Origin of the sequence: Vibrio rhizosphaerae, from assembly GCF_024347095.1 — a bacterium.
GTDB classification, from domain to species: Bacteria; Pseudomonadota; Gammaproteobacteria; order Enterobacterales; family Vibrionaceae; genus Vibrio; species Vibrio rhizosphaerae.
Genome location: NZ_AP024903.1, coordinates 1,170,165 through 1,193,993, shown reverse-complemented (window position 1 = coordinate 1,193,993; position 23,829 = coordinate 1,170,165). Strand labels below are relative to the sequence as shown.

General features: G+C 47.6%; 24 protein-coding genes, 1 tRNA gene and 1 riboswitch. Of the genes, 14 read left to right on the top strand and 11 right to left on the bottom strand.

The genetic code is table 11. The annotated features are described in order from the left end of the window. Positions 1-302: 302 nt before the first annotated feature. Positions 303-1,109, top strand: a complete 807-nt coding sequence (locus tag OCV37_RS05160) for a hypothetical protein (RefSeq protein WP_038181825.1) — start codon at positions 303-305, stop codon at positions 1,107-1,109. A gap of 61 nt (positions 1,110-1,170) precedes the next feature. On the opposite strand, the gene udp is transcribed toward OCV37_RS05160, so the two are convergent. The 7 genes from udp to moaA form a co-directional block, all read right to left on the bottom strand. Then, entirely contained in the window at positions 1,171-1,932 is a 762-nt protein-coding gene (gene udp, locus OCV37_RS05155; protein ID WP_038181828.1) for a uridine phosphorylase, read from the bottom strand. 239 nt (positions 1,933-2,171) lie between these two features. Next, positions 2,172-2,588, bottom strand: coding sequence for a CBS domain-containing protein (locus OCV37_RS05150; protein WP_038181831.1), 417 nt, complete (start codon positions 2,586-2,588; stop codon positions 2,172-2,174). Between the two features lie 174 nt (positions 2,589-2,762). After that, entirely contained in the window at positions 2,763-3,215 is a 453-nt protein-coding gene (gene moaE / locus OCV37_RS05145; RefSeq protein WP_038181834.1) for a molybdopterin synthase catalytic subunit MoaE, read from the bottom strand. An 8-nt stretch (positions 3,216-3,223) separates the two neighbouring features. Beyond that, positions 3,224-3,469, bottom strand: a complete 246-nt coding sequence (gene moaD, locus OCV37_RS05140) for a molybdopterin synthase sulfur carrier subunit (protein WP_038181835.1) — start codon at positions 3,467-3,469, stop codon at positions 3,224-3,226. Beyond that, positions 3,466-3,945 (bottom strand): cyclic pyranopterin monophosphate synthase MoaC, encoded by a 480-nt coding sequence (moaC, locus tag OCV37_RS05135; protein ID WP_038181838.1) that lies wholly within the window; start codon positions 3,943-3,945, stop codon positions 3,466-3,468. The genes moaD and moaC overlap by 4 nt, the downstream gene beginning before the upstream one ends. A gap of 18 nt (positions 3,946-3,963) precedes the next feature. Further along, complete coding sequence (gene moaB / locus OCV37_RS05130; protein WP_038182693.1) at positions 3,964-4,470, bottom strand: molybdenum cofactor biosynthesis protein B; 507 nt, start codon at positions 4,468-4,470, stop codon at positions 3,964-3,966. 159 nt (positions 4,471-4,629) lie between these two features. Next, entirely contained in the window at positions 4,630-5,613 is a 984-nt protein-coding gene (moaA, locus tag OCV37_RS05125) for a GTP 3',8-cyclase MoaA (RefSeq protein WP_038181841.1), read from the bottom strand. Next, a riboswitch (molybdenum cofactor riboswitch) is annotated at positions 5,602-5,744 on the bottom strand. (Overlaps the previous gene by 12 nt.) Before the next feature lie 174 nt (positions 5,745-5,918). Between moaA and yvcK the strand changes: the two genes are divergently transcribed. Next, the gene (gene yvcK / locus OCV37_RS05120; protein WP_038181843.1) at positions 5,919-6,842 is read left to right on the top strand and encodes a uridine diphosphate-N-acetylglucosamine-binding protein YvcK; all 924 of its coding nucleotides are present in this window, start codon (positions 5,919-5,921) and stop codon (positions 6,840-6,842) included. A 41-nt stretch (positions 6,843-6,883) separates the two neighbouring features. Here yvcK and luxU read toward each other — a convergent pair whose 3' ends face one another. The 3 genes from luxU to uvrB form a co-directional block, all read right to left on the bottom strand. Then, the gene (luxU, locus tag OCV37_RS05115; protein ID WP_038181846.1) at positions 6,884-7,243 is read right to left on the bottom strand and encodes a quorum-sensing phosphorelay protein LuxU; all 360 of its coding nucleotides are present in this window, start codon (positions 7,241-7,243) and stop codon (positions 6,884-6,886) included. 2 nt (positions 7,244-7,245) lie between these two features. Continuing rightward, positions 7,246-8,646: a quorum-sensing sigma-54 dependent transcriptional regulator LuxO gene (luxO, locus tag OCV37_RS05110; RefSeq protein WP_261888124.1), complete on the bottom strand. Its 1,401-nt coding sequence runs from the start codon at positions 8,644-8,646 to the stop codon at positions 7,246-7,248. Between the two features lie 259 nt (positions 8,647-8,905). Then, positions 8,906-10,936 carry an excinuclease ABC subunit UvrB gene (gene uvrB, locus OCV37_RS05105; protein ID WP_038181854.1) on the bottom strand — a complete coding sequence of 677 codons (2,031 nt, stop codon included), beginning with the start codon at positions 10,934-10,936 and terminating at the stop codon, positions 8,906-8,908. A gap of 582 nt (positions 10,937-11,518) precedes the next feature. On the opposite strand from uvrB, the gene OCV37_RS05100 reads away from it, so the two are divergent. After that, a tRNA-Asn gene (locus OCV37_RS05100) sits at positions 11,519-11,594 on the top strand. A gap of 95 nt (positions 11,595-11,689) precedes the next feature. Here the strand turns inward: OCV37_RS05100 and OCV37_RS05095 are convergent. After that, positions 11,690-12,577 carry a LysR family transcriptional regulator gene (locus OCV37_RS05095; RefSeq protein WP_038181856.1) on the bottom strand — a complete coding sequence of 296 codons (888 nt, stop codon included), beginning with the start codon at positions 12,575-12,577 and terminating at the stop codon, positions 11,690-11,692. 97 nt (positions 12,578-12,674) lie between these two features. Between OCV37_RS05095 and budA the strand changes: the two genes are divergently transcribed. The 11 genes from budA (at position 12,675) to OCV37_RS05040 (ending at position 23,662) form a co-directional block, all read left to right on the top strand. Beyond that, positions 12,675-13,460, top strand: coding sequence for an acetolactate decarboxylase (gene budA, locus OCV37_RS05090; RefSeq protein ID WP_038181858.1), 786 nt, complete (start codon positions 12,675-12,677; stop codon positions 13,458-13,460). A 31-nt stretch (positions 13,461-13,491) separates the two neighbouring features. Then, a complete protein-coding gene (gene alsS, locus OCV37_RS05085; protein WP_038181860.1) occupies positions 13,492-15,198 on the top strand; it encodes an acetolactate synthase AlsS in 1,707 nt (568 codons plus the stop codon). Then, positions 15,195-15,953, top strand: coding sequence for an SDR family NAD(P)-dependent oxidoreductase (locus tag OCV37_RS05080; RefSeq protein ID WP_038181863.1), 759 nt, complete (start codon positions 15,195-15,197; stop codon positions 15,951-15,953). The genes alsS and OCV37_RS05080 overlap by 4 nt, the downstream gene beginning before the upstream one ends. A 295-nt stretch (positions 15,954-16,248) precedes the next feature. After that, complete coding sequence (rsxA, locus tag OCV37_RS05075; RefSeq protein WP_038181867.1) at positions 16,249-16,830, top strand: electron transport complex subunit RsxA; 582 nt, start codon at positions 16,249-16,251, stop codon at positions 16,828-16,830. Further along, on the top strand, positions 16,830-17,432 hold the full coding sequence (gene rsxB / locus OCV37_RS05070) for an electron transport complex subunit RsxB (RefSeq protein ID WP_038181870.1): 603 nt from the start codon (positions 16,830-16,832) through the stop codon (positions 17,430-17,432). The genes rsxA and rsxB overlap by 1 nt, the downstream gene beginning before the upstream one ends. 8 nt (positions 17,433-17,440) lie before the next feature. Then, entirely contained in the window at positions 17,441-19,750 is a 2,310-nt protein-coding gene (gene rsxC, locus OCV37_RS05065) for an electron transport complex subunit RsxC (protein WP_261888123.1), read from the top strand. Between the two features lie 2 nt (positions 19,751-19,752). Then, a complete protein-coding gene (gene rsxD / locus OCV37_RS05060) occupies positions 19,753-20,799 on the top strand; it encodes an electron transport complex subunit RsxD (RefSeq protein ID WP_038181876.1) in 1,047 nt (348 codons plus the stop codon). An 8-nt stretch (positions 20,800-20,807) separates the two neighbouring features. Continuing rightward, positions 20,808-21,443: an electron transport complex subunit RsxG gene (rsxG, locus tag OCV37_RS05055; protein WP_038181879.1), complete on the top strand. Its 636-nt coding sequence runs from the start codon at positions 20,808-20,810 to the stop codon at positions 21,441-21,443. Continuing rightward, entirely contained in the window at positions 21,440-22,138 is a 699-nt protein-coding gene (locus tag OCV37_RS05050) for an electron transport complex subunit E (RefSeq protein WP_038181881.1), read from the top strand. The genes rsxG and OCV37_RS05050 overlap by 4 nt, the downstream gene beginning before the upstream one ends. 66 nt (positions 22,139-22,204) lie before the next feature. Further along, positions 22,205-22,837, top strand: coding sequence for an endonuclease III (gene nth, locus OCV37_RS05045; protein WP_038181885.1), 633 nt, complete (start codon positions 22,205-22,207; stop codon positions 22,835-22,837). Positions 22,838-23,092: 255 nt separating this feature from the next. Continuing rightward, positions 23,093-23,662, top strand: a complete 570-nt coding sequence (locus tag OCV37_RS05040) for an outer membrane protein (protein ID WP_038181886.1) — start codon at positions 23,093-23,095, stop codon at positions 23,660-23,662. Positions 23,663-23,829: the final 167 nt, after the last annotated feature.

The window sequence follows — 23,829 nt, the reverse complement described above, 5'->3', positions numbered from 1 at the left end:
TTTTTTATCCATACGCATCGACACACTCAAAAAATCTCTCCCCAAGATCATCATTTGCGCACAATAACAGTGCAATACAATTGTGAATAAAAGGTTAAAGTGATGATTTTGAAGATAAAATAATCTGGCACCAATTCTGCTTATTTTTAACTATAAGGATACAAGGTACCTTGACCTTTGTGAGTTGGGCTTGTTTACTTTCAATTGTACTGGCGGATGTCTTTCGCACATACAACGCTATTCTGCATCAGGCTCAATAACCATAAAAATCAAGGCATCTCTACATAGACAAGGAGTTGGTTATGTTCGTCATTATTTCTATGCTGGTTTCCGTCGGCATACTCGGATTCATGTTTTATCTTGCCAAACAACGTGAATCGACCTTGCAACGTAAGTATGAACTGCTTGTTGATTTACGTCAGGTGCTTTATCTGTGTCGCCAACACCGAAGTGCGACGCATCATGTTCTCATGTTTGGTGAGCACCGAGATATTGAAATTGAGCATCTTGCCGAGCTGCTGACTGAAAAAACAACCCACCTGATTTCCATTGCTCATTTTGATAATAAGCCGATGTATCGTGTGCTGCAGCTCAAACTGAAAGCATTGATGCAGGACTGGTCAGAACGAACCATTTCTCGTAATCAAATGATCCACGGCAAAGCGATCCGTCACTGTATGTTTCTCATGGATGAAGTCATGCTGGCTTGGTTAGTGGAAGTGAACCGGGAAGATTTGAGTGATGAATATCATATGAACTGGCAGCAAGTGATTGATGCGATGGATGCTTTGACACAATTCAGAATCTGTATTGAAGAGATGAATACCCCCGAAGGACAAACACGTTTACAACACTGTGCAGATATACTTGCAAGAAAAGTGAATCAGTTAACCATGGTGAGCCCTTTATCCATCTCATCCCCGACGTGTACCAAAGCACTGGTGATTCTGGCTGATGTGAGTAAACATCCCGATTACAATATCAGTGCCGAAGCCATGTATCAGATGACCGCTGATATTTCGCTGAGTATTGCGCACGTTTACGATCATATGCTGGGAGAGCTCATTGAGACACTATACATGCCGCTCCCAAAGTTACTTACCGCCTAGACGAATAAATAAAGGCGTCATGAAACATAATCTCATGACGCCCAGAATGTTTAGGTGAGGATTAAGCCAGCAAAAGTGCTGCAGCTTTGACGACTACGCGGATGGATTTTGCTTCGACTTCTTTCACAACGGCATGATCCGGGATCTCTTTGAGTGTCCGGTTGATAATCACCCCGCCGACACAGCCTGCCTGTAAACCGGCACTGGCACACATGGTAAACAACGTGGCGGATTCCATCTCAAAGTTCAGCACGCCCATTGACTGCCACTCTTCAACAGAGCCTTGAAAACGACGCGTAACTCGTCCCGAATACGTATCATAACGCTCTTGCCCCGGATAGAAGGTGTCACTTGAAGCGGTAATCCCCGTATGAACCGGAATGCCTTCGTCATCGGCAGCCTGTTTCAGTGCTGTCATTGCGGCAAAATCAGACACCGCCGGAAATTCCATGGGTGCAAAATGCAAGCTTGCCCCATCTAACCGGACCGCCGCAGTCGTCACGATGATATCTCCAATCTGAATATTGGGCTGAATGGCCCCGGTGGTTCCAACACGTAAGAAACTGCGAACCCCTAACTGAGCTAATTCCTCAACGGCAATTGACGTTGATGGACCGCCAATACCCGTTGAACAAACAATGACAGGCTTCCCATCAACTTTTGCCCGATATAACGTAAATTCGCGATGACTCGCCAAAAACTCTGGGGAGTCCATCTGATCAGCAATTTTCTTCACGCGTTCAGGGTCACCGGGCAATATCGCCAGTGTCGCACCATTCAGATCTGCTTGCGTGACACCGAGATGAAAAACTTGATCTGACATGATTGTCTCCTTCATTGTAATCTTGGTTGAAATACTCAAACTTCAGTATCATGAAATGCTACGAGCACTTTAACCAAGATTAAGCCCATAAGTGTCAACATAGATCACACATAGAGAATCTATATAACATCATATTTCATTAATATGTGACACACTTCATCAAAAGCCCCAAAAAAAGCCTGCGAAATGACATTTCGAGGCTTATGAAACGCAAGTGAGTGCTATCCGAACGACTAAATTCAGACCTGACGTTTAAAGCAACTATGTAGGTTTTTATTAATCGCTTTGAGCACTGCACGCCGGTTAATCACGCCGACTAACCGACCGTCTTCAACAACAGGATAAGTTGATCGGCCATCACGCATATAATCCGCTAATTCGATAATCGGCAAGTCTGGGCTGATGGTGTCGACGATTTGTGTCATACAGTCACCCACCGTATGCGAGTCTTGACAGAAATAGCTGACTTTCACCAGCTTATCGAGTAGATCATGCTCCGACAGAAAGCCAATCACTCTGCCATGATCATCGATCACCGGTCCACTAAAAAAATCATTAAACTCAATGACTCTTTCCAATGCGGCAGATAACGACATATCAGCTTTAAAAGTAATCGAATGCTGTGTCATATAATGTCTAACTTTGAGTGATTCCATCGTTCTCTCCTTCAAGCCTTTCATCTGGCCTTTAGGGTAAGTGTTGACTAATTTCAGCTAATTGCTAAATAGAATCACTCAATTTCATTCATCACTGTTAACAGTGAAACAAAAAATATCCAGAGACCGATAAAATGCCGTGTACCTGAGGAGAGTCACCAACATAATGAGACATTATTGCCATTTTTCAGCAGCCAATTGATCGGATTCCCGGCTATCAAGCCAGCGATCCCCATGTTCGGTTGTCTCTTTCTTCCAGAAAGGAGCCTGAGTCTTCAAGGTATCCATGATAAAAGCACAAGCAGCAAAGGCGGCATCCCGATGGTGACTACTCACTCCGACAAAAACAATCTGCGCACCAATCGCCAAATCACCGATGCGATGAATCACTCGGACGGCAAGCAAAGGCCAGCGTTGTAGTGCTTGCTCACAGATCGTATGCAATGCTTTTTCCGTCATTCCCGGATAGTGTTCGAGGTGTAGCCCGGTGACCTGACTACCCAGATTCATATCCCGGACTTTCCCGACAAAGGTCACCACCGCCCCGGCATCTTCTCCCTCAGACAGTGCCTGATATTCATCTTCAACACAAAAATCATCCTGTTGAACAGCTACGGCGTATTTCATATCAACGATCAACCTCCGGTTACCGGTGGAAAAAATGCAATTTCATCACCGTCATGAATCGCCGTATCCATCGACACGATAGTTTGATTCACCGCAGCCAACAAGCGATCCGCATCCATTGCCAACGCCCACTTTTCGGAGCGCTGCGCCAGATCGCGCCTCAGCGCATCAAGCGTTGCAAAGGCAGGAGATAATTCAAGTTCCGCCTGTCCGGTGAGTTCTCGTGTTTGAGCAAAAAATAGAACTTTAATCATGCTTGCACCTTAAAATGGCCAGACTTCCCGCCTGATTTCTCCAGTAATCGAACCGGGCCAATCACCATATCTTTCTGGACGGCTTTGCACATATCGTAAACCGTCAGTGCTGCCACAGATGCAGCCATCAATGCTTCCATTTCAACCCCGGTTTTCCCCCTCAACCGACATAAAGATTCGATTCTGACACACGATTCAGCCTCGATGGCTTCCAAACGAACTTCTACTTTCGATAACAACAAATGATGACACAGCGGGATCAGCTCCCAAGTACGTTTCGCGGCTTGAATCCCGGCAATCCGCGCTGTGGCAAACACATCCCCTTTATGATGCTGACCGGAAAGGATTAATTGCAATGTCTCTTCCGCCATGTAAACCAATGCTTCGGCCCGGGCTTCACGCACCGAATCCGCTTTTTCGGAAACATCCACCATATTGGCTTCACCGGCGGCATTAATATGGGTGAGTTGACTCATGTTTGGCTCCGATTCGACTTATAAATGCGGCATAAAATTACAAGGACGGTGCGATGCATCCAACTGCTGACAAATAATTTTTGTCCATGCAGTCTTACAGGCACCCGTTGATCCGGGCATGGCAAAAATGACCGTATGGTTGGCAAAACCGGCAATGGCCCGCGACTGAATCGTCGAAGTGCCAATCTCTTCATAAGAGACCATGCGGAATAATTCACCAAATCCTTCGACTTGTTTATCAAACAGAGGAATCAATGCTTCGGGGGTACTATCCCGTTCAGTAAAGCCGGTTCCCCCGGTAATCAAAACAACCTGCACCTCTTCATCAGCAATCCACTGTGAAACAATCGCCCGAATTTTATAGCGATCATCAATCACAATCCGTTTATCGACGAGCTGATGCCCGACTTGCTGAAGTTGTTCGGCTAGGTAACCGCCGGATGTATCATTTTCTTCTGTTCTCGTATCAGAAACAGTTAAAACCGCAATGTTTGCCGGTCTGAATTCAGTTTGTGCATGTCCCATAAAAATTTTACCTATTTTGATCATTGATTATCGACATGGTTCATTCTGATGCGCCATATTCGTCACTTTCATTACACGTGAGTTCAGGTGACATCCATGAAATATCTTGCTCTCTGCTCAATTCGCTTGGATGAATTGACGAGTGACTGAAAAAACGGGCTAACCACCAATCGATGCTAAGTGAGGTGTCATCCCCGGGTCTCCGTCATGCAGAAAATGGCTGACAGCCTTCTCACCCAAAGCTTGCTGAATCCGCTCTATTAGCGCTGCCTGCTGTTCATCTTGCTGGAGTAAATCACGCAATTCCACCCCGGATTCACCAAACAGACACAGGTGTAACTTCCCTTTCGCGGAGATACGCAGGCGATTGCAGCTCGCACAAAAGTTCTTTTCATAAGGCATGATGAATCCCAGTTCTCCCTGATAGTCGGGATGCGACAGCACTTTGGCGGGACCATCATGGCAAGCACGAACCTTTGGGATCCATCCTTCGCCGAGTAGTTGCTGATAAACAGCCTGTCCCGAAACATGATGCCGGTCGAAAAACGCATCCATGGTTCCGGTCTGCATCAACTCAATAAAGCGGAGCTGGATGGGCAAGTCACGGATCCAATTGAGGAACGCCGGTAACTGACGGTCATTCAATCCCTTCAGAAGAACCACATTGACCTTGATTTGCTTAAAACCAACGGCTAAAGCTTGTTCAATCCCATCCATCACTTGTCGATATTTATTCTCACCGGTGATCTGATGGAATATTCGCGGATCGAGGCTATCCACACTGACATTGATATTCGTCAGTCCGGCCTGACGCCACTCCGCGGCTGATTTGGCCAGACGAAACCCATTGGTGGTCATGGCGACTTGTTCAATGCCGGGGGTTGAGGAAACGAGATGGATAATATCGGAGAAATCCCGACGTAGCGTCGGCTCACCACCCGTTAGACGAACTTTAGAAGTCCCGCAACGGGCGAATGCAGTGACCACCCGCTGAATTTCCGGCAGCGATAAAAACTGAGGCCGCTGAGCCTCGGTCTGATATCCGTCCGGTAAACAGTAGGTACATTTAAAATTGCATACGTCCGTCAGCGACAGACGTAAATAGTAGAATTTACGCTGAAAGTTATCTTCAAATTGAGCCATGCAACACCTTTCCAAACACGGGAGGCAAGATCATTTCCAATCCCACCCTCGGGTCATCAACATCGACCACAGGTTTAACAAGCCTATTCCATCCGAAACTTAGCCCGTCAAACTCGGAGCTATGGCAACTATGAGACATGTGTCATCACAATTAACATGTTTTTCAGTTTACAAATTTTTTTGAATAGATCCTACTTTCTTATCAAAAAAATTGAGTATCCCAGCCAAATTTTCACAGAAGAAGTATTCTGGATCAAAAAATTCAACTACTCTTAACCGCGATTAATTTCTCAATAATGACCACCATGCATACTTATCAGAAAAAACTTTATCAAGAGAAAAAAATTGTTGCGATTGGCGGAGGACACGGACTCGGGCGAGTTTTGGCTGCCATTGGTGATTTTGGCCCCAATGCAACGGGTATTGTTGCGACCACGGACAATGGCGGGTCAACAGGTCGGATTCGTCACTGTCAGGGAGGTATCGCCTGGGGGGACATGCGTAATTGCATCAATCAGTTGATTACCGAACCCTCGACCGCCTCAATGATGTTCGAGTATCGGTTCCGGGGACAAGGTGAACTTGACGGGCATAATCTGGGGAATCTGATGTTAACTGCGTTGGGGAATCTGTCCGTCCGGCCACTTGAAGCGATTAATTTGATTCGCACCCTGCTGAATGTATCGATCAACATTCTGCCGATGTCAGAACATCCGGCCGATCTCACCGCTCATGCGATTGATGGTAACGTTGTCACTGGAGAAACCAATGTCGATGAAATGACCGAAGAACTCATCCGGCTAGAGCTTTCCCCGCAAGTACCGGCAACGCATGAAGCGATTGAAGCCATTACTCACGCCGATGCAATTTTGCTGGGGCCGGGGAGCTTTTTGACCAGTATTATGCCACCGCTGTTACTCCCTGAATTGGGGAAAGCCATCGCGAAAAATCAGCGGGCTGTGCTCATGTATATTGACAACCTCGCCCCGGAATATGGTCCGGCTCAGAAAATGGATCTCAATCGCAAACTGATTTGGTGTCAGCGAGCCTGTGGCGGACGACGGGTTGATTTGGTGTTATGTGAAACAGCGCCGGAAGTCCCGCCCAGCGATTGTCGAATCATTACCCGGAATATGGCTTCTCCGGATAAAGGCTGGCGTCACGAGCGGGAAAAACTCAGACAGGTGATTGAAGAGCAGCTCATCAACGAGCTGTATGAAAATGCATAAAATCAGGTGAACGCAATGATGAGGTATCTCCCCATCATTGCTCATGGTGATTTTATATCCTCGAGGTTGAAATCCACATAAGAGGTATAGGTTTCGCGGAGCTGTTTGATCAGGCTTTGTGTCTCCTGTTTGGTATTGAGCAGCAACCCTTGTTTCCCCCTCGTATCAATATCAATCGCCATGGCACATAAGCGATCCGCACCAAAACTCGCAGCACTGCTTTTGAGTGCATGGCTGATCTCTTTCAAAAGCTCATGCTGTGCAGAGCCTTCACTTTCCGATAACGTCGCCTGATAGTTTTCTAATTCACCGAGGAAAATATCCAGTAGCACAGGAATATTTTCCTCTCCTATTTCTTTTGATAGTGACGAAATCGTTTGTTGATTCATGATTTCACTCATATCTATGCGTTCTCTTCTGCATTCCAAGATTGTAATTTACGGTAAATGGTCGAAGGACTCACCTCGAGATAACCCGCGGCTTTCGGAATATTTCCTTCACAGGCATCAATCGCATTTTCGATTGCCATTTTTTCCGTCATCCATAAAGGAAATATTTCATGCACTGAAGGTTTCCTTTCTTCCATCATCGGCTGAACCAAACGCAGATAACTTTCTTTCGGTTGATTCAGTGGCGGTGGTAACATACTCAGTGTGATTTCTTTGCCTTGATTCAAGACCACGACATTGCGCAAAACATTCTGCAACTGGCGGACATTCCCCGGCCATTCGTACTGTCTGAACCGTTCTACGACTTCAGCAGCAAGGCGGACAAAATCTTTCTCTTCTTCTTTGGACATATAACCGAGCAAAGAGTAAGCAATTTCGATGACATCGTCACCACGTTCCCGCAGTGGCGGTAGGTGAAGTGGAATCACATATAAACGATAGTACAAATCTTCCCGAAAGCGACCTTCCTGAACTTCTTTCCACGGATCGCGGTTGGTCGCACACACAAAGCGGACATCCACACTTTTCATTTTCGATGAACCGACTTTCTGGAATGTGCCAGTTTGGATAAACCGCAACAATTTTGTCTGTAAATCCAAATCCATCTCACACAGCTCATCCAGAAATAGTGTCCCGCCATCGGCAAGCTCAGCAGCACCCTGCCGGTCTGTTGCTGCGCCGGTAAAAGCGCCTTTGACATGGCCGAACAATTCACTTTCAATCAGATCTTTCGGGATCGCAGCACAGTTAATAGCAATAAAAGGTTTGTCACCTCGCCGACTCGCTTCATGAATCGCTTCAGCACACACCTCTTTCCCGGTACCGCTTTCTCCGGTAATAAAGATACTGGCTTTACTTGCTGCCGCAGAGTCGATCGTTCGATAAACCGCCTGCATGGTTTGACTACTGCCGATGAATCCCTGATAGTTTTGGCTGCGCGGGTCATCGGAATCACTCTTAATCTTCGAAGCTTTACGAATCGCATTATTGACCGTAACTCGTAATCGGTCAGCTTCGCATGGTTTAATTAAAAAATCCTGAGCACCATAACGCATGGCTTCGACAGCGGTATCAATTGAACCATGAGCAGTCATGAAAATGACAGGAACATCCGGGTATTTCCGTTTCACCTCATGCAAAACATCCATCCCGGTCATATCTGGAAGACGTAAATCGAGCAGAATCAGATCAGGTTCTCTTTTTTCAAGACTCTCTAATGCCTCTCTCCCCGTACCAACAATGTTGATGTCAATATCGAGAGGTTCAAGGTAGGTCCGATACAACACGGCAACCGATGCTGTATCTTCAACCATCAGCAGATATCTACTTTTTTGGGGTAACTGTTCAGATTGCATAACTTAGCCAACTTAAATTGCATTTTGCACAATGTTCGCATTGAGAATTGCATATTGCAAATATTTTTTCAAAAAACTCTGAAACAACCTCTCAAAACGAGCATTTTGCCAGTTTATAGTTGGCACAGTATATGCTTTTAGTATGTTTGACCCTCATGGGTCACCTAGCCAACTGACGTTGTTAGTGAATAAAGTTATTCACATTCTGACGGCCAATAGAGTAGTTTCTATTGGCTATTTTTTTATCTCTACTGTCAGTTTAGCTGTTGATGATAAATTGTTCGCGAAGTTTCTCGATTTCATCCCGTTTTTGCGCTGCCTGTTCAAATTCAAGATTCTGCGCGTACTGATACATTTGTGATTCCAGCTTACTAATCTCTTTTTCAAGCTGTTGCGGGGTGAGCGAACCATATTCAGCATCCGGCTCAGCCACTTGAGACAATGCCCGCTGTGGTGCTTTACGTTTTTGTCTCGATTTAGTGATATCCCCGATTTCCAGAATATCTTTGACATCTTTCCGCAATGCCTGCGGCTCAACGCCCATCTCTTCGTTATAACGCTGCTGTTTTTCACGACGGCGATGAGTCTCATCGATCGCTCGCTGCATAGAACCGGTAACCCGATCAGCATACAGAATCGCTTTACCGCGCAGATTTCGGGCAGCACGCCCGATGGTTTGGATCAAAGAGCGTTCAGAACGTAAGAATCCTTCTTTATCTGCGTCGAGAATTGCCACCAGAGACACCTCTGGCATATCGAGCCCTTCCCGCAACAAGTTAATTCCCACCAGCACATCAAATTCACCCAAACGAAGGTCACGAATAATCTCGACCCGCTCCACCGTATCAATATCGGAATGCAGATAACGCACTCGGACGTGATGTTCCTGCAGATATTCGGTTAAATCTTCAGCCATCCGCTTGGTTAAAGTCGTGACCAGCACCCGTTCATTTTGAGCACTGCGCAGTCGTATTTCAGATAATAAATCATCCACCTGCGTGGCAACCGGGCGGATTTCCAGTTCCGGATCCAACAATCCGGTGGGGCGAACCACCTGTTCTGCAATCTCTCCGCCAGATTTATCCACTTCGTAAGCACTGGGCGTAGCAGAGACAAAAATCGTCTGTGGGGCTAACGCCTCAAACTCATCAAATTTCAACGGCCGGTTATCTAAAGCCGAAGGTAACCGAAAACCAAATTCAACCAACGTCTCTTTTCTGGATCGGTCTCCCTTATACATCGCACCGATTTGCGGCACCGTGACATGCGATTCATCAATAATAAGAATGCCATCGTGAGGTAAATAATCGAATAAGGTCGGCGGCGGCTCGCCTTCATTTCTGCCACTCAGATAGCGAGAGTAGTTTTCAATGCCTGAGCAGAACCCCAGCTCATTCATCATTTCGATATCAAATTGCGTACGTTGGGAAATGCGTTGTTCTTCCAGCAGTTTATTATGCTCAATAAAATAGGCCTGACGGGTTTTCAGCTCGGCTTTAATCTGTTCAATCGCATCAAGAATCCGCTCTCTTGGTGTGACATAGTGGGTTTTCGGATACACGGTATAACGGGGCAAATCCTTTTGGATAACAGCCCCGGTCAGTGGGTCAAACAAGCTGATTTGTTCAATTTCATCATCAAACATCTCTACTCGCACCGCTTCACTTTCCGATTCTGCCGGGAAAATATCGATCACTTCACCACGTACCCGGAACTGACCCCGCTCAAACCCAACGTCATTCCGTGAATACTGTAATTCAGCTAAGCGTCTGAGCATCGCCCGCTGATCCACCACGTCTCCCCGACGTAAATGAAGCATCATTTTTAAATAGGAGTCCGGATCACCCAGACCATAGATCGCTGAAACCGAAGCCACAATGATCGCATCTTTCCTTTCCAGTAATGCCTTGGTGGCGGATAGCCGCATTTGTTCAATATGGGCGTTTACAGATGCATCTTTCTCAATAAATGTGTCGGTTGTCGGTACATAGGCTTCCGGTTGGTAATAGTCATAATAAGAGACGAAATACTCGACCGCATTGTGAGGGAAAAACGCTTTCATCTCACCAAACAACTGAGCAGCCAGTGTTTTATTGGGTGCCAGAACAATCGTCGGACGCTGCGCCTGCGCAATCACATTCGCCAATGTGAATGTTTTTCCCGAGCCCGTCACACCAAGCAAGGTTTGATGCGCCAGACCGGCATCCAACCCTTCTAATAATTGCTGAATCGCTGCCGGCTGATCCCCGGAAGGTTGATACGCAGAAACCAGTTCAAATGCTTTACTCATCTTTCCCTCTGCATCATCTTATTGAGTCATGACCTGTACCTTCCACTGTAGATAATCGGTATGTGGAAAGAAATATGACTTATTGTCGCTGTCTTTTCGACGAAGTAGCAAGCAGTTATTTTACAAAACGAATCACACTATTCTAAAATGATCTGGCTATCCGAAAAATGTTTTGATATATTGCCTACCCTCGCACGAAATCCTATCTTTTTGCTAAAAAAATAATCCACTAGTTTTCCCCAATCTTGGCCCATAAATTAACATTTCATACATTTGATTATCATTCTCATTACATTTATAAATGCTGTGAATAAACCAAAAAATACATTAATTACAGTAAGATAAACTCAAAAACAACCTAAATTCTCACGAGAATTCACCCAATAAAAATACAGTTTTAGATTTAATCAAGTTTCATTAACACACTTATCCACAATTTTGGTGGATAAGTAAATAAAGCCTTAGAGCCGCAAGGGCTACAAAAAAGTAAAGTATTTTTTCTGCTGTTTTCTGAACTTTTTTTGCGGTACAGACATTGACACATTCAGTCAGGATAAGTACCATCCCACCCGTTTTTACAATTCCCCCTTAGTTCAGTTGGTAGAACGGCGGACTGTTAATCCGTATGTCGCAGGTTCGAGTCCCGCAGGGGGAGCCAAATTCATAAAAAAGACGCCTTATGGCGTCTTTTTTTGTCTCTGAATCTCGGACTGTCAAATCACCGGCAGCACATCCCTCTTGCCCGCTTTCTGATCATCTCTCATCTGGCTGGCTGATCTGAGTCACCACCTTGAGCACTTGTTTATTAAGATTAGATGCTTCCCAAGCGACAACGATCCGGCTAGTTAATTTTATATCCGCAATACTCGCAACCACGGCGGCGGCATTATCCAGATGCTCTGCCAGTGAATACGGCACGATCGCAATGCCCAGTCCGGCCTGCGCCATCGCAATCGTCGTACGCAGTTGCGGCGCAGCAAAATGGGGTTCAAGCCGGATCCCGGCATCCGAAAAAAGTGCATTCATACCATCAAACAAGGCCGGGCCGGTTTCCCGAGGAAACAGTAACACTTTTTGATCCCGGAGCTGCTTCATCTGGATCTGCTTAAACTTTGCTAATGCATGATGGGTCGGGATCACGGCCACAAACGGATCATCAAACAACAACCGGCGTTCAAACGACTCACTGGCGTAACAAGGTAAGCGCATAATCGCAATATCGAGCTGTTTGTTTGTCAACTGAGCCGCCAGCTCCGACATCGGGAGCTCGGCGGTCTTCAGATAAATCCCCTCACTCTGAAGGCGGCCCATTTTTTCCAGCACCGGAATGCAGGTTGATGTTGATGTGGCAAAACCAATTTTGACTTCTGTATTTTCACCCCGGGCAATCTGCCTGACTTTCGCTTTTGCCCGTTCCACATCAGAGAGAATATTCACCGCATCAGCGTAAAACACTTCCCCGGCCTGCGTCAGTTCCACCCCTCGGGATAAACGCTTAAACAGGTCGATGCCCAGTTCATGCTCCAGCTTTTTAATCTGCTGACTCAGTGGGGGCTGAGCAATCCCAAGCTGTTCAGCCGCCCTTGTAAAATGACGCGTCTGAGCAACAGCAACAAAATACTTGAGGTAACGGAATTCCATATTTTTTCCATATCAAAATAAATCTTTTTTATATTGGATTTAGTACGGTAAAGAAGTCAATCTAAATATACACTTGATTGCACAACTGGATTAACTCATGCGCGAATTCTATAACCCTCACTGTGACTGTTCACTCGATATCGCGAAAGAATTTGCTGAATATCATCACGTAACCAGTGATGGTGAAATTTTTCAGACTTCGTTGATGAGCGCCCTGATTGCCGGCGTTTACGAAGGCTCGACAACCGTAGAACAGTTACTGAAACATGGCGATTTTGGTTTGGGAACATTCAACCAACTGGATGGAGAACTCATTGCATTTGATAAAAACGTTTTCCAACTCAAGTCCGATGGTTCAGCCAATCCGGCTGATATGGCACAAAGAACGCCTTTTGCAGTAATGACATTTTTCAAAGCAAATATCGAGCTTCCCCTGACATCACGAATGTCCCGCGAAGCCGTTCATCAACTGATCGATGACCTGATTCCAAGTGACAATATATTCTGTGCAATACGCATGGATGGGGTCTTCGATTTTGTCCGCACCCGTACGGTGCCCAAACAAAACCGGCCTTACCGGCCAATGCTTGAGGTTGTCAAAGAGCAACCCACATTCCGTTTTACCCAAAAACATGGCGTCATCGCTGGATTTCGCAGCCCCAAATACACCACAGGTATCAATGTTCCCGGCTACCACGAACATTTCATTACCGATGACCGCCAAGGCGGCGGTCACATTCAGGATTACCGGATTTCATCCGGATTCCTCCAGATTGGCAAAGTATCACGCCTAGTCATCGATACACCGGTGTCTGCGGAGTTCCTCGACGCCAATCTGGCCCCGGAAGATATTCGTACCGCCATCGATAAGGCGGAAAAATAACAATGTCAGGCAAAATAATAAGGACAAAACCATGCAATCCAAACCTTCAAACAGAAACGGCGCACAGCTGATTGCTCAACAACTGGAATCCCTTGGTATCCGCTATATCTTCGGGATTCCCGGCGCCAAAATTGACCGATTATTTGATGCGATTGAAGACACCCGTATTCAGATGATTCCGGTTCGTCATGAAGCCAACGGTGCCTTTATGGCGGGTGTCGTCGGTCGACTCACCGGCAAGGCTGGTGTCACGCTGGCAACCTCCGGCCCCGGCTGTGGTAACTTAGTCACCGGTGTTGCCACCGCCAATTCAGAGGGCGACCCGTTGATTGCCATTGGCGGTGCCGTCAAACGCGCGGACCAACAGAAACAAACCCACCAAAGTATGGATACCGTCAGCATTTTTCGTTCGATTACGAAGTTCAGTGCTGAAGTCCAACATGTTGATGCGGCCAGTGAAATCCTGGCTAACGCATTTCGCATTGCCGAGTCAGGCCGCCCGGGAGCTTGTTTTCTCAGCCTGCCTCAGGATGTTTTGGCCGAACAGACTCAGACTGACATCATCGTTCCTGCCGGGCGCATTCAACCCGGTTGTGCAGACATCACGGCGATTGAAGAAGCCGTGAACAGAATCGGTGCCGCTCAGCGCGGTGTCGTTTTGCTCGGCTTGCATGCCAGCCGGAGTGAAAACGCAGCCGCGATTGCTCGTTTTCTGCAAAAAACGCATCTCCCGGTTGTCGGCACCTATCAGGCTGCGGGAACCGTTGATGTCAACTATTATCATAACTTTGCCGGTCGGGTCGGTTTGTTCAACAATCAGCCCGGTGACGTCCTGCTGCGCGATGCCGATTTGATCCTCACCATCGGGTTTAGTCCGATCGAATACGATCCTGAGTTATGGAACAGTCAACGCTGTCCGGTCATTCATCTTGACATTGAACCGGCCGAGTATCAGCTCAATTATCAGCCATGCGTAGAAATCATCGGCGACATTGCCCAGTCATTGGATCAGATGAGTCATCGTATCCCGGACTATTCCCGTCTCTCCCCGATGGCGATGTCCGTCTTAGAAGAGGTGTCTCATCAACGCCAGATCATCAGAACTTATCCCAATATATACAGTCAGCAGGGCTTCCACCCTCTGACACTGATCAAAGCCATGCAATCGATCATTGCGCCGGACACCACACTCTGTCTCGACATGGGCAGTTTCCACATCTGGATTGCCCGGTATCTGGGCTGTTTTCGCGCCCGTCAGATGCTGGTGTCCAACGGACAACAGACCATGGGCGTCGCACTGCCATGGGCAATTGGTGCCAGCCTGTTAAAACCCGGCAGTAAAGTCGTTTCCGTATCCGGAGACGGCGGCTTCATGCAGTCGAGCATGGAGCTGGAAACCGCAGTCAGACTAAAATGCAATATTATGCACATTGTATGGGTCGACAACGCCTACAATATGGTTGAAATGCAGGAAGTAAAAAAATATCAGCGCTTCTCTGGCGTGAAATTTGGTCCGATTGATTTCAAGGCCTATGCCGAATCATTCGGAGCCAAAGGGTTTGCGGTTACCAGCCAATATGAACTGGCGGATACCCTGAAAAAGGCGATGGACTTTGAAGGCCCGTCGGTCGTCGCCATCCCTGTCGATTACAGCGATAACTATAAACTGATGCTGCCACGCACAGCAAAAAATCAGGATCCCGTTTTTATTCAAAACCTTGAAGGAGAACTCGTATGAGAGGCTTAAACAATAAAGTTGCTTTGGTCACCGGTGCCGCCAATGGTATTGGTCTGGCTATCGCCAAAAGACTCTACGCAGAAGGGGTAAACATTGCTCTGGCGGACTGGAACGAAGAACAACTTGCAAAAGCGATTGAAGGCTTTGATAAACAGCGCGTTTCTGCGCATACCATTGATGTGTCCGACCCGGACAAAGTAGAAGCGTTGATTGCCAACGTCGTCGCCCGTTTCGGAAAATTGGATATTCTGGTGAACAATGCCGGTGTGCACGTGCCGGGGTCAGTGATTGAAGGCAGCGTTGATGACTGGAAAAAGATTTCTTCAGTCAATATTGACGGTGTGGTCTATTGTGCCAAATTTGCCTTGCCCGAATTGCTGAAAACCAAAGGCTGCATGGTGAATACCGCCTCTGTTTCCGGTTTAGGCGGTGACTGGGGTGCAGCATTTTACTGCGCCAGCAAAGGTGCCGTCGTGAATCTGACCCGGGCGATGGCACTGGATCATGGTGCTGACGGGGTGCGCATCAATGCAGTCTGCCCGAGTTTAGTGAAAACCAATATGACCAATGGCTGGGCACAGGATATTCGCGATAAATTCAATGAACGAATTGCGTTAGGCCGTGCTGCGGAACCGGAAGAAATTGCCTCGGTGGTTACTTTTCTGGCGAGCGACGACGCCTCATTTATTAATGGCGTGAATCTGCCGGTAGACGGCGGTGCCACCGCATCTGACGGTCAGCCCAAAATCGTATAACCCCCAAACGACAGTTCAGTGAGAGACATGACGTCTCAATCTGAACTGTCGTCATCTTGTCTTATCTCACGTTACCCGGCGCAGTATCACCCGGTAAATCGCCCTGATCTGGGCATGATTTCTCTCTATCAGACCAATCCCATCTGAACACCAGTTTCGGAAACAACCCCCTTCATGAACAGTACGACGTAATGACCAACAGGCCGGGTGCCGAAAAACCATAGACTTCCTTGGTTGTTATTCCCTATATAAAACTGGATAATAGGAGGATCATTAAAATCACAAGCGGCAAATTATGACCGAATACCTTTTGTTGCTCATCGGCACGGTTCTGGTAAATAACTTTGTATTGGTTAAGTTTTTGGGCCTATGCCCATTTATGGGCGTGTCGAAAAAACTGGAAACCGCAATCGGCATGGGCTTGGCAACGACCTTTGTGTTGACGCTGGCATCGGTTTGTTCTTATCTGGTCGAAAGTTATATTCTCACACCGCTGGGAATTGATTACCTGCGCACGATGAGTTTTATTCTGGTAATTGCTGTGGTCGTGCAGTTCACGGAGCTGGTTGTCCATAAAACCAGTCCGACACTTTATCGTCTGTTAGGTATCTTTTTACCCTTAATTACGACGAACTGTGCGGTACTGGGCGTTGCTTTACTCAACATCAACGAAAATCATAACTTTATCGAATCGGTCATTTATGGATTCGGTGCTGCGGTCGGCTTTTCTCTGGTCTTGATTCTGTTTGCCTCGATGCGTGAGCGAATCAATGTCTCTGATGTCCCGACACCATTTAAAGGAGCGTCCATCGCAATGATTACCGCAGGACTGATGTCGCTTGCTTTCATGGGCTTTACTGGACTGGTTAAACTGTAATGAATGTCATTCTTATTGCCATCATTGCACTGGCTATGCTTGCTGCAATTTTTGGTGCAATTCTCGGCTATGCATCGATTCGCTTTAAAGTGGAAAGCGATCCGATCGTTGATCAAATTGACTCGATTCTACCGCAAACCCAATGCGGTCAATGCGGATATCCGGGCTGTCGACCTTACGCAGAAGCGATCGCCAACGGCGATGAAATCAATAAATGTCCGCCGGGAGGACAAGCCACTATCGAAAAGCTGGCTGACTTGATGGGTGTGGATGTCCCTGAGCCGGCTCACGATTTGAGTGATGCAGTCAAGCGAGTGGCTTTTATTCATGAAGATATGTGTATCGGCTGTACCAAATGTATTCAGGCCTGTCCGGTAGATGCGATTGTCGGGGGGACCAAAGCACTCCACACCGTGATTAAAGACGAGTGCACCGGCTGCGATCTTTGTGTAGCCCCCTGCCCGACCGATTGTATTGAAATGATCCCGGTTCAGCCGACCCCTGAAACATGGAAATGGCAAATGAATGCAATTCCAGTCGTCAATGTGACCGAAACAAAGACACCTGAAAACGCTTCCTTATCTAACCATAATCACAACTAGAGACTGATATGCTGTCATTAATCGAACAAATTAAATCAGGCCGGTTATGGGATTTCCCGGGAGGTGTCCATCCGCCGGAAAATAAACATCAATCCAATCAAATGCCACCAGCCGCTGCAACACTTCCGGCAGAATTGGTCCTGCCACTGAAACAGCATATCGGTAAACCGGGCGATTTACTGGTGTCCGTCGGTGATTCTGTCTTAAAAGGGCAACCACTGACTCAGTCGACGTCCGTGTTTCATCTGCCCGTTCACGCGCCGACTTCCGGTACCATCACCGCGATTGAACCGCGAACAACCGCTCATCCTTCCGGTTTACCGGAACTGGCAGTTATCATCCAGCCGGATGGTCAAGACACATGGAACCAACACCCCGCCTGTCCTGATTACCATTTGCATGCCCCGGAAGCTTTGATCGATATGATTCGTCAGGCCGGTATCTCTGGAATGGGAGGCGCCGGTTTTCCGACGGCAAAAAAAATACTTTCCGGACTGGCCCGCACGGAAATATTGATCATTAATGCCGCGGAATGTGAACCCTATATCACCGCGGATGATGTGCTGATGCAGCATTATGCGCGGGAGATTATTCAGGGCATAGAGATCCTTGCGCACATTTTATCCCCGAAGCTGATTATTATTGGTATCGAAGACAATAAACCAGAAGCAATTCACGCCCTGGAAACCGCAGCAATCGGCAAAAGTATTGTGATTCGGGTCATCCCGACCAAATATCCTTCCGGGGGTGAAAAACAGCTCATTAAGATACTGACCAATCTTGAAGTCCCGGCAGATAAACTGCCAGCCGATATCGGGCTGATGGTACAAAATATTGGTTCGGTTTATGCGATTCAACGCGCCATTATTCACGGAGAGCCCCTGATTCAACGACTCGTGACGCTGACAGGAGCCACATTTGAACAACCCCGAAATGTTTGGGCATTGATAGGCACCCCCATCCGCCATCTGTTGGAAACCTATCATTATCATCCTGATAAGCGCCTGCCTCGTCTGATTATGGGCGGCCCCATGATGGGCTTTACGCTCCCGCATGCCGATGTACCGCTCACCAAAACCACCAACTGTATTCTTGCACCGACCCGCAAAGAAATTACACCGATTCAGCAAGAAATTGCCTGTATCCGCTGTGGTCAGTGTGCAGAGGTTTGTCCGGCATCTCTGCTGCCTCAGCAGCTCCAATGGCATGCAAAAGCCGAAGAATATGACAAGTGCGAAACGCTCAACCTAAAAGACTGCATCGAATGTGGCGCATGTGCTTATGTCTGCCCGAGTGAGATTCCACTCGTCCAGTATTATCGGCAGGCCAAGGCTGAGATCCGCACACGCAGACAAGAATCTGAGGCTGCCGAACGGGCCAGAATCCGCTTTGAAGAGAAAAAAGCCCGGATGGAGCGGGAGAAGCAAGAAAGAGAAAACCGCTTCAAACAAGCTGCGGATAACCGTCGTCAGGCAATGGTTCAGGAAAATGGCGGACAAGATGCAGTCGCTGCAGCCATTGAACGGGTGAAGGCTAAAAATACACCGACGCAATCCGAGGCTAAGCCAGCGGTTGCGGCAGCCATTGCCAGAGCAAAAGCGAAACAAGAAGCGGCTCGTCAATCCGGAGCCGATGAGCCGGATAATCGTGAAATGATGCAACTACGCGAGGCGCGCAAGCAGCAGGCCAGAGCCCGTAAAGCAGAAAAAGAAGCCAGCCTCACCCCGGATACGGATCAAGACAGCGGCGGCTCACAGAAGGCAGCCGTCGCTGCGGCAGTGGCCCGTGCCAAAGCCAGAAAAGCCCAGCAACAGGCCCAGTCGCAATCCGCACCGGACGCAGATGACACCTCGTCCGCTGCCGCTCAGCCCGCAGTTGAAGCGCCGGATACCGCGCCGCAGGATCCCCAAAAAGCCGCCGTCGCTGCCGCAGTGGCCCGCGCCAAAGCCAGAAAAGCCCAGCAACAGGCCCAGTCGCAATCCGCACCGGATGCAGATGACACCTCGTCCGCTGCCGCTCAGCCCGCAGTTGAAGCGCCGGATACCGCGCCGCAGGATCCCAAAAAGGCCGCGGTCGCTGCCGCAGTGGCCCGTGCCAAAGCCAGAAAAGCCCAGCAACAGGCCCAGTCGCAATCCGCACCGGACGCAGATGACACCTCGTCCGCTGCCGCTCAGTCCGCAGTTGAAGCGCCGGACACCGCGCCACAGGATCCCAAAAAGGCCGCGGTTGCTGCCGCAGTGGCCCGTGCCAAAGCCAGAAAAGCGCAGCAACAGGCCCAACAATCATCATCATCGTCGTCTGAGACGGAGGAAAAATAGTCGTGGCATTCTTTATTGCAAGTTCTCCGCATACGCATCAAAAACGCAGCACTTCAGACTTGATGAAGTGGGTTGCGATTGCCGCTTGTCCCGGTCTCATCGCCCAAATCTATTTCTTTGGCTGGGGCACACTCATTCAGCTCATTTTCGGTATCGCCGTCGCCGTCGGGCTGGAAAGTGTGATCATGAAAATCCGTCAGCGCTCCCCGGTTACAGCTCTCAGAGATTATAGTGCTGTCGTGACCGCTTGGTTGCTCGCCGTTGCGATTCCCCCGTTAGCACCATGGTGGATTACAGTCATCGGCTTAATTTTTGCCATTGTCATTGCCAAACAACTCTATGGAGGCCTCGGACAAAATCCATTTAATCCCGCAATGATTGGCTATGTGGTGCTATTAATCTCTTTTCCGGTCCAGATGACCAGTTGGCTTCCCCCACACTCGCTGGCAGCAGAAAACGCTTCATTCTCTGATGCACTGTCGGTCATTTTTAGCGGCTTTAATGACCATGGCCTATCCCTGCAACAGTTGCGGCTCAGTGTCGATGGCGTCACCATGGCAACCCCGCTCGATGCCATCAAAAACGGCTTTCGGACCGGTCATTCGGTGGCTGAAGTGTTAACCCATCAACAGTTCGGTACCATCGCCGGCATTGGTTGGGAATGGGTCAACGCCGCTTACCTGCTCGGGGGGCTGTTGCTGATTCGGGCCCGCGTGATTCAATGGCATATTCCGGTTGCTTATCTCACGGGCCTGATTGTAATCAGTAGTCTGTGTCAACTGTCCGGGGTCGCCACAACCACATCACCACTGATTCATCTGTTCTCCGGTGCCACCATGCTCGGAGCATTCTTCATCGCAACTGATCCGGTGACGGCTTCAACAACGGTCAGAGGCCGCTTGTTCTATGGCGCATTCATCGGGGTAATGATCTTTATTATTCGCAGCTGGGGGGGATATCCTGACGGAATTGCTTTCGCTGTCATTCTCGCCAATATGTGTGTACCGTTGATCGACTATTACACACAACCAAGAACCTACGGACACTGAGGGGCACGATGTTAACTGCAATACGAAAAAATGGCGTGATCCTCGCAGTTTTTGCCTGTGTATCAACAGGCGTGGTTGCGATCACCCATTACTTCACCCAAAACAGAATTGAACAGCAGGAGCAACAGCAACTCCTCACAATCTTGGCACAAGTTGTTCCACCCCAGACGCATGACAACGTCCTTTCCGGGGCATGTACCGTGGTGGATATTCCCTATTTAAACAAGCAACCGCCCCTTCATGCTTACATCGCCAAGCAAAATAATATTCCGACGGGGCTGGCCATTGAAACCATTGCACCTGATGGCTACAACGGTGCGATTAAACTGATTGTCGGGGTAAATAATCAGGGGGTCATTACCGGAACACGCGTTCTGGTTCACCATGAAACGCCCGGGCTCGGAGATAGAATTGATCGCCGTATCAGTGACTGGATTCTGTCATTCACCGGCCAACAAGTGACGGCTGAAAACGAAGGGCAGTGGAAAGTACGTAAAGATGGCGGGCAGTTCGATCAGTTCACCGGCGCAACTATCACGCCCAGAGCGGTGGTGAAAGCTGTCAAGAAAATCACCGAATTTGTTGATCAAAATCGAGAGCAGCTTTATCGTCAACCTTACAATTGTCATGGAGGCCAGTCATGAGTCAATCAAAGGTATTGATGAAAAATGGTTTGTGGAATAACAACCCAGCCTTAGTCCAGTTGCTCGGGCTATGCCCGCTGCTTGCGGTCTCTTCAACCATCACGAATGCCCTCGGTCTGGGTATTGCCACCCTCGTCGTGCTGGTCAGTTCCAATGTCACCGTTTCTCTGGTCAGAAACCATGTACCGAAAGAAGTCCGGATTCCGGTCTTCGTGATGATCATCGCCGCACTCGTCACCTGTGTACAACTGCTGATGAATGCATTTGCCTTTGGTTTGTACTTATCATTAGGCATTTTTATTCCGCTGATCGTCACTAACTGTATTATTATCGGCCGCGCTGAAGCATTCGCATCTAAAAATGATGTCCTACCTTCCGCATTAGATGGGTTCTGGATGGGAACGGGCATGACCAGCGTACTGGTGGTCTTAGGGGCCATTCGAGAGCTTCTTGGCAACGGGACACTGTTCGACGGTGCTGACCTTTTATTGGGCGAATGGGCCAAGGTGCTACGAATTGACGTATTACATCTGGACAATAGCTTTTTGCTCGCACTCCTCCCACCGGGCGCATTTATCTGTGTTGGTTTTTTGATTGCACTCAAAAGCTGTATAGATAAATATCTGGCGGCTCGTCAGCCCAAACAAACCAAACCACAGATTGAGAGAGCCCGGGTCACAAAAGTGACCCAATAACCACAGTTACGGCATAATAACCATGACTCCTCAGTCATACTGATTTCAACCGGAAGCAACAGCGTCATGAATAAGCAAAAGCGGATCGAGATTCTCGAACGATTACGGGAAAATAATCCTCACCCACAAACTGAACTGAATTGGAACACACCCTTTGAACTCCTGATTGCGGTGTTGCTTTCAGCGCAGGCGACCGATGTCAGCGTCAATAAAGCGACCGATAAGCTATATCCAGTCGCCAATACACCGCAAGCGATTCTGGCACTGGGCGTTGACGGACTGAAAGACTATATCAAAACCATTGGTCTGTTTAACTCCAAAGCTGAAAACGTGATTAAAACCTGCCGAATTTTGCTCGAAAAATATCAAGGAGAAGTACCGGAAGACCGAGATGCCCTCGAATCTCTGCCCGGTGTCGGACGAAAAACAGCGAATGTGGTCCTTAACACGGCTTTTGGCTGGCCAACCATTGCCGTTGATACCCATATCTTTCGTGTTTCCAACCGGACCAAATTTGCCCCGGGGAAAAATGTGGACGAAGTCGAGCAGAAGTTGCTGAAAGTTGTGCCGAAGGAATTCAAAATCGATGTGCACCATTGGCTGATTCTGCATGGTCGCTATACCTGCGTCGCCAGAAAACCACGCTGTGGCAGTTGTATGATTGAAGACCTGTGTGAGTTTAAAGATAAAGTAGAATAACGACGGTTTAAACGTATGATTTGTCAACGCGGTTCTCAATTGGATCCTACTGTTAACACTTTAGGATCCAATCATTAAACTAACGAGATAAATATATAGGCAGGTACGACAATATCGATTAAATACAATGACACTTTATTGACAACAACCATATTAAATGTATGATTCACCCGCCATACAATTTAATGACCCATTTTAATTCCTATGATTAATTTGTATGCAATAATTTTAATTATTAAATAAAGTGAATGTTGTATGAAAAAACTATTATTTGCAATGACGCTCTTATTACCAGCAACTGTTTGGGCTGAGGGAGCCGGAATATCGGTGGGTATCGATTATGCCGTCAGTCATAATACATTTAAACTTGAAAGCGATCACCTCAACACAGAGATCGACGACAATAGTTCATCAGTGGGTTTGAATCTGGGGATTCTGCAAGGCCAAGCAGGAAAGTGGTTCTTTTCTTATCAGCATGAATCATTTGATAAACCGACATATGATGCGACAAGTGATACATTAAATTATTTCAGCCTGGGCTACCAAAGAAATTTTTTCGTGAATAATCCTCTATCTCCTTATATTAAAGGTAGCTTAGGTTATGGAAATATAGATGTAAATGGTTATGATCGGAGTTCTGCGACTATCACTGGCTTCCGAATTGGCGGCGGAATATCTTACCCAATGAGACCTGATTTATTCTTATTAGTCGGTATCGATTATCAATATCGCTCTTGGGATTCTCTCTATTTAGGTCGAGGAAATGTATTAGACATTTCAGACACCGCCTTTATTGGTAATGTCGGTATAGAGTATCATTTTTGATAATCATGAATTCGGCATATCGTTCTAATTCAGGTAGTCAACAGACTGCCTGAATTTATTAAAGTCAGTTTGTTCATCAGCAGATTAAAACCGATATCGTGAATATATCGCCGGCAAACCCCGAGAGTTCAAAATCCCATCATCATTGCAACTCCCCATTTCAGAGA

Bases quoted from the DNA above. Each gene is read 5' to 3' on its own strand.
- rsxA (WP_038181867.1), top strand. From the start codon at position 16,249: ATGACCGAATACCTTTTGTTGCTCATCGGCACGGTTCTGGTAAATAAC.
- moaC (WP_038181838.1), bottom strand. From the start codon at position 3,945: ATGAGTCAACTCACCCATATTAATGCCGCCGGTGAAGCCAATATGGTG.
- yvcK (WP_038181843.1), top strand. From the start codon at position 5,919: ATGCATACTTATCAGAAAAAACTTTATCAAGAGAAAAAAATTGTTGCG.
- rsxC (WP_261888123.1), top strand. From the start codon at position 17,441: ATGCTGTCATTAATCGAACAAATTAAATCAGGCCGGTTATGGGATTTC.
- OCV37_RS05095 (WP_038181856.1), bottom strand. From the start codon at position 12,577: ATGGAATTCCGTTACCTCAAGTATTTTGTTGCTGTTGCTCAGACGCGT.
- uvrB (WP_038181854.1), bottom strand. From the start codon at position 10,936: ATGAGTAAAGCATTTGAACTGGTTTCTGCGTATCAACCTTCCGGGGAT.
- luxO (WP_261888124.1), bottom strand. From the start codon at position 8,646: ATGCAATCTGAACAGTTACCCCAAAAAAGTAGATATCTGCTGATGGTT.
- luxU (WP_038181846.1), bottom strand. From the start codon at position 7,243: ATGAGTGAAATCATGAATCAACAAACGATTTCGTCACTATCAAAAGAA.
- moaB (WP_038182693.1), bottom strand. From the start codon at position 4,470: ATGGGACATGCACAAACTGAATTCAGACCGGCAAACATTGCGGTTTTA.
- OCV37_RS05040 (WP_038181886.1), top strand. From the start codon at position 23,093: ATGAAAAAACTATTATTTGCAATGACGCTCTTATTACCAGCAACTGTT.
- rsxB (WP_038181870.1), top strand. From the start codon at position 16,830: ATGAATGTCATTCTTATTGCCATCATTGCACTGGCTATGCTTGCTGCA.
- alsS (WP_038181860.1), top strand. From the start codon at position 13,492: ATGCAATCCAAACCTTCAAACAGAAACGGCGCACAGCTGATTGCTCAA.
- OCV37_RS05150 (WP_038181831.1), bottom strand. From the start codon at position 2,588: ATGGAATCACTCAAAGTTAGACATTATATGACACAGCATTCGATTACT.
- moaA (WP_038181841.1), bottom strand. From the start codon at position 5,613: ATGGCTCAATTTGAAGATAACTTTCAGCGTAAATTCTACTATTTACGT.
- udp (WP_038181828.1), bottom strand. From the start codon at position 1,932: ATGTCAGATCAAGTTTTTCATCTCGGTGTCACGCAAGCAGATCTGAAT.
- budA (WP_038181858.1), top strand. From the start codon at position 12,675: ATGCGCGAATTCTATAACCCTCACTGTGACTGTTCACTCGATATCGCG.
- OCV37_RS05050 (WP_038181881.1), top strand. From the start codon at position 21,440: ATGAGTCAATCAAAGGTATTGATGAAAAATGGTTTGTGGAATAACAAC.
- nth (WP_038181885.1), top strand. From the start codon at position 22,205: ATGAATAAGCAAAAGCGGATCGAGATTCTCGAACGATTACGGGAAAAT.
- rsxG (WP_038181879.1), top strand. From the start codon at position 20,808: ATGTTAACTGCAATACGAAAAAATGGCGTGATCCTCGCAGTTTTTGCC.
- OCV37_RS05080 (WP_038181863.1), top strand. From the start codon at position 15,195: ATGAGAGGCTTAAACAATAAAGTTGCTTTGGTCACCGGTGCCGCCAAT.
- OCV37_RS05160 (WP_038181825.1), top strand. From the start codon at position 303: ATGTTCGTCATTATTTCTATGCTGGTTTCCGTCGGCATACTCGGATTC.
- moaE (WP_038181834.1), bottom strand. From the start codon at position 3,215: ATGAAATACGCCGTAGCTGTTCAACAGGATGATTTTTGTGTTGAAGAT.
- moaD (WP_038181835.1), bottom strand. From the start codon at position 3,469: ATGATTAAAGTTCTATTTTTTGCTCAAACACGAGAACTCACCGGACAG.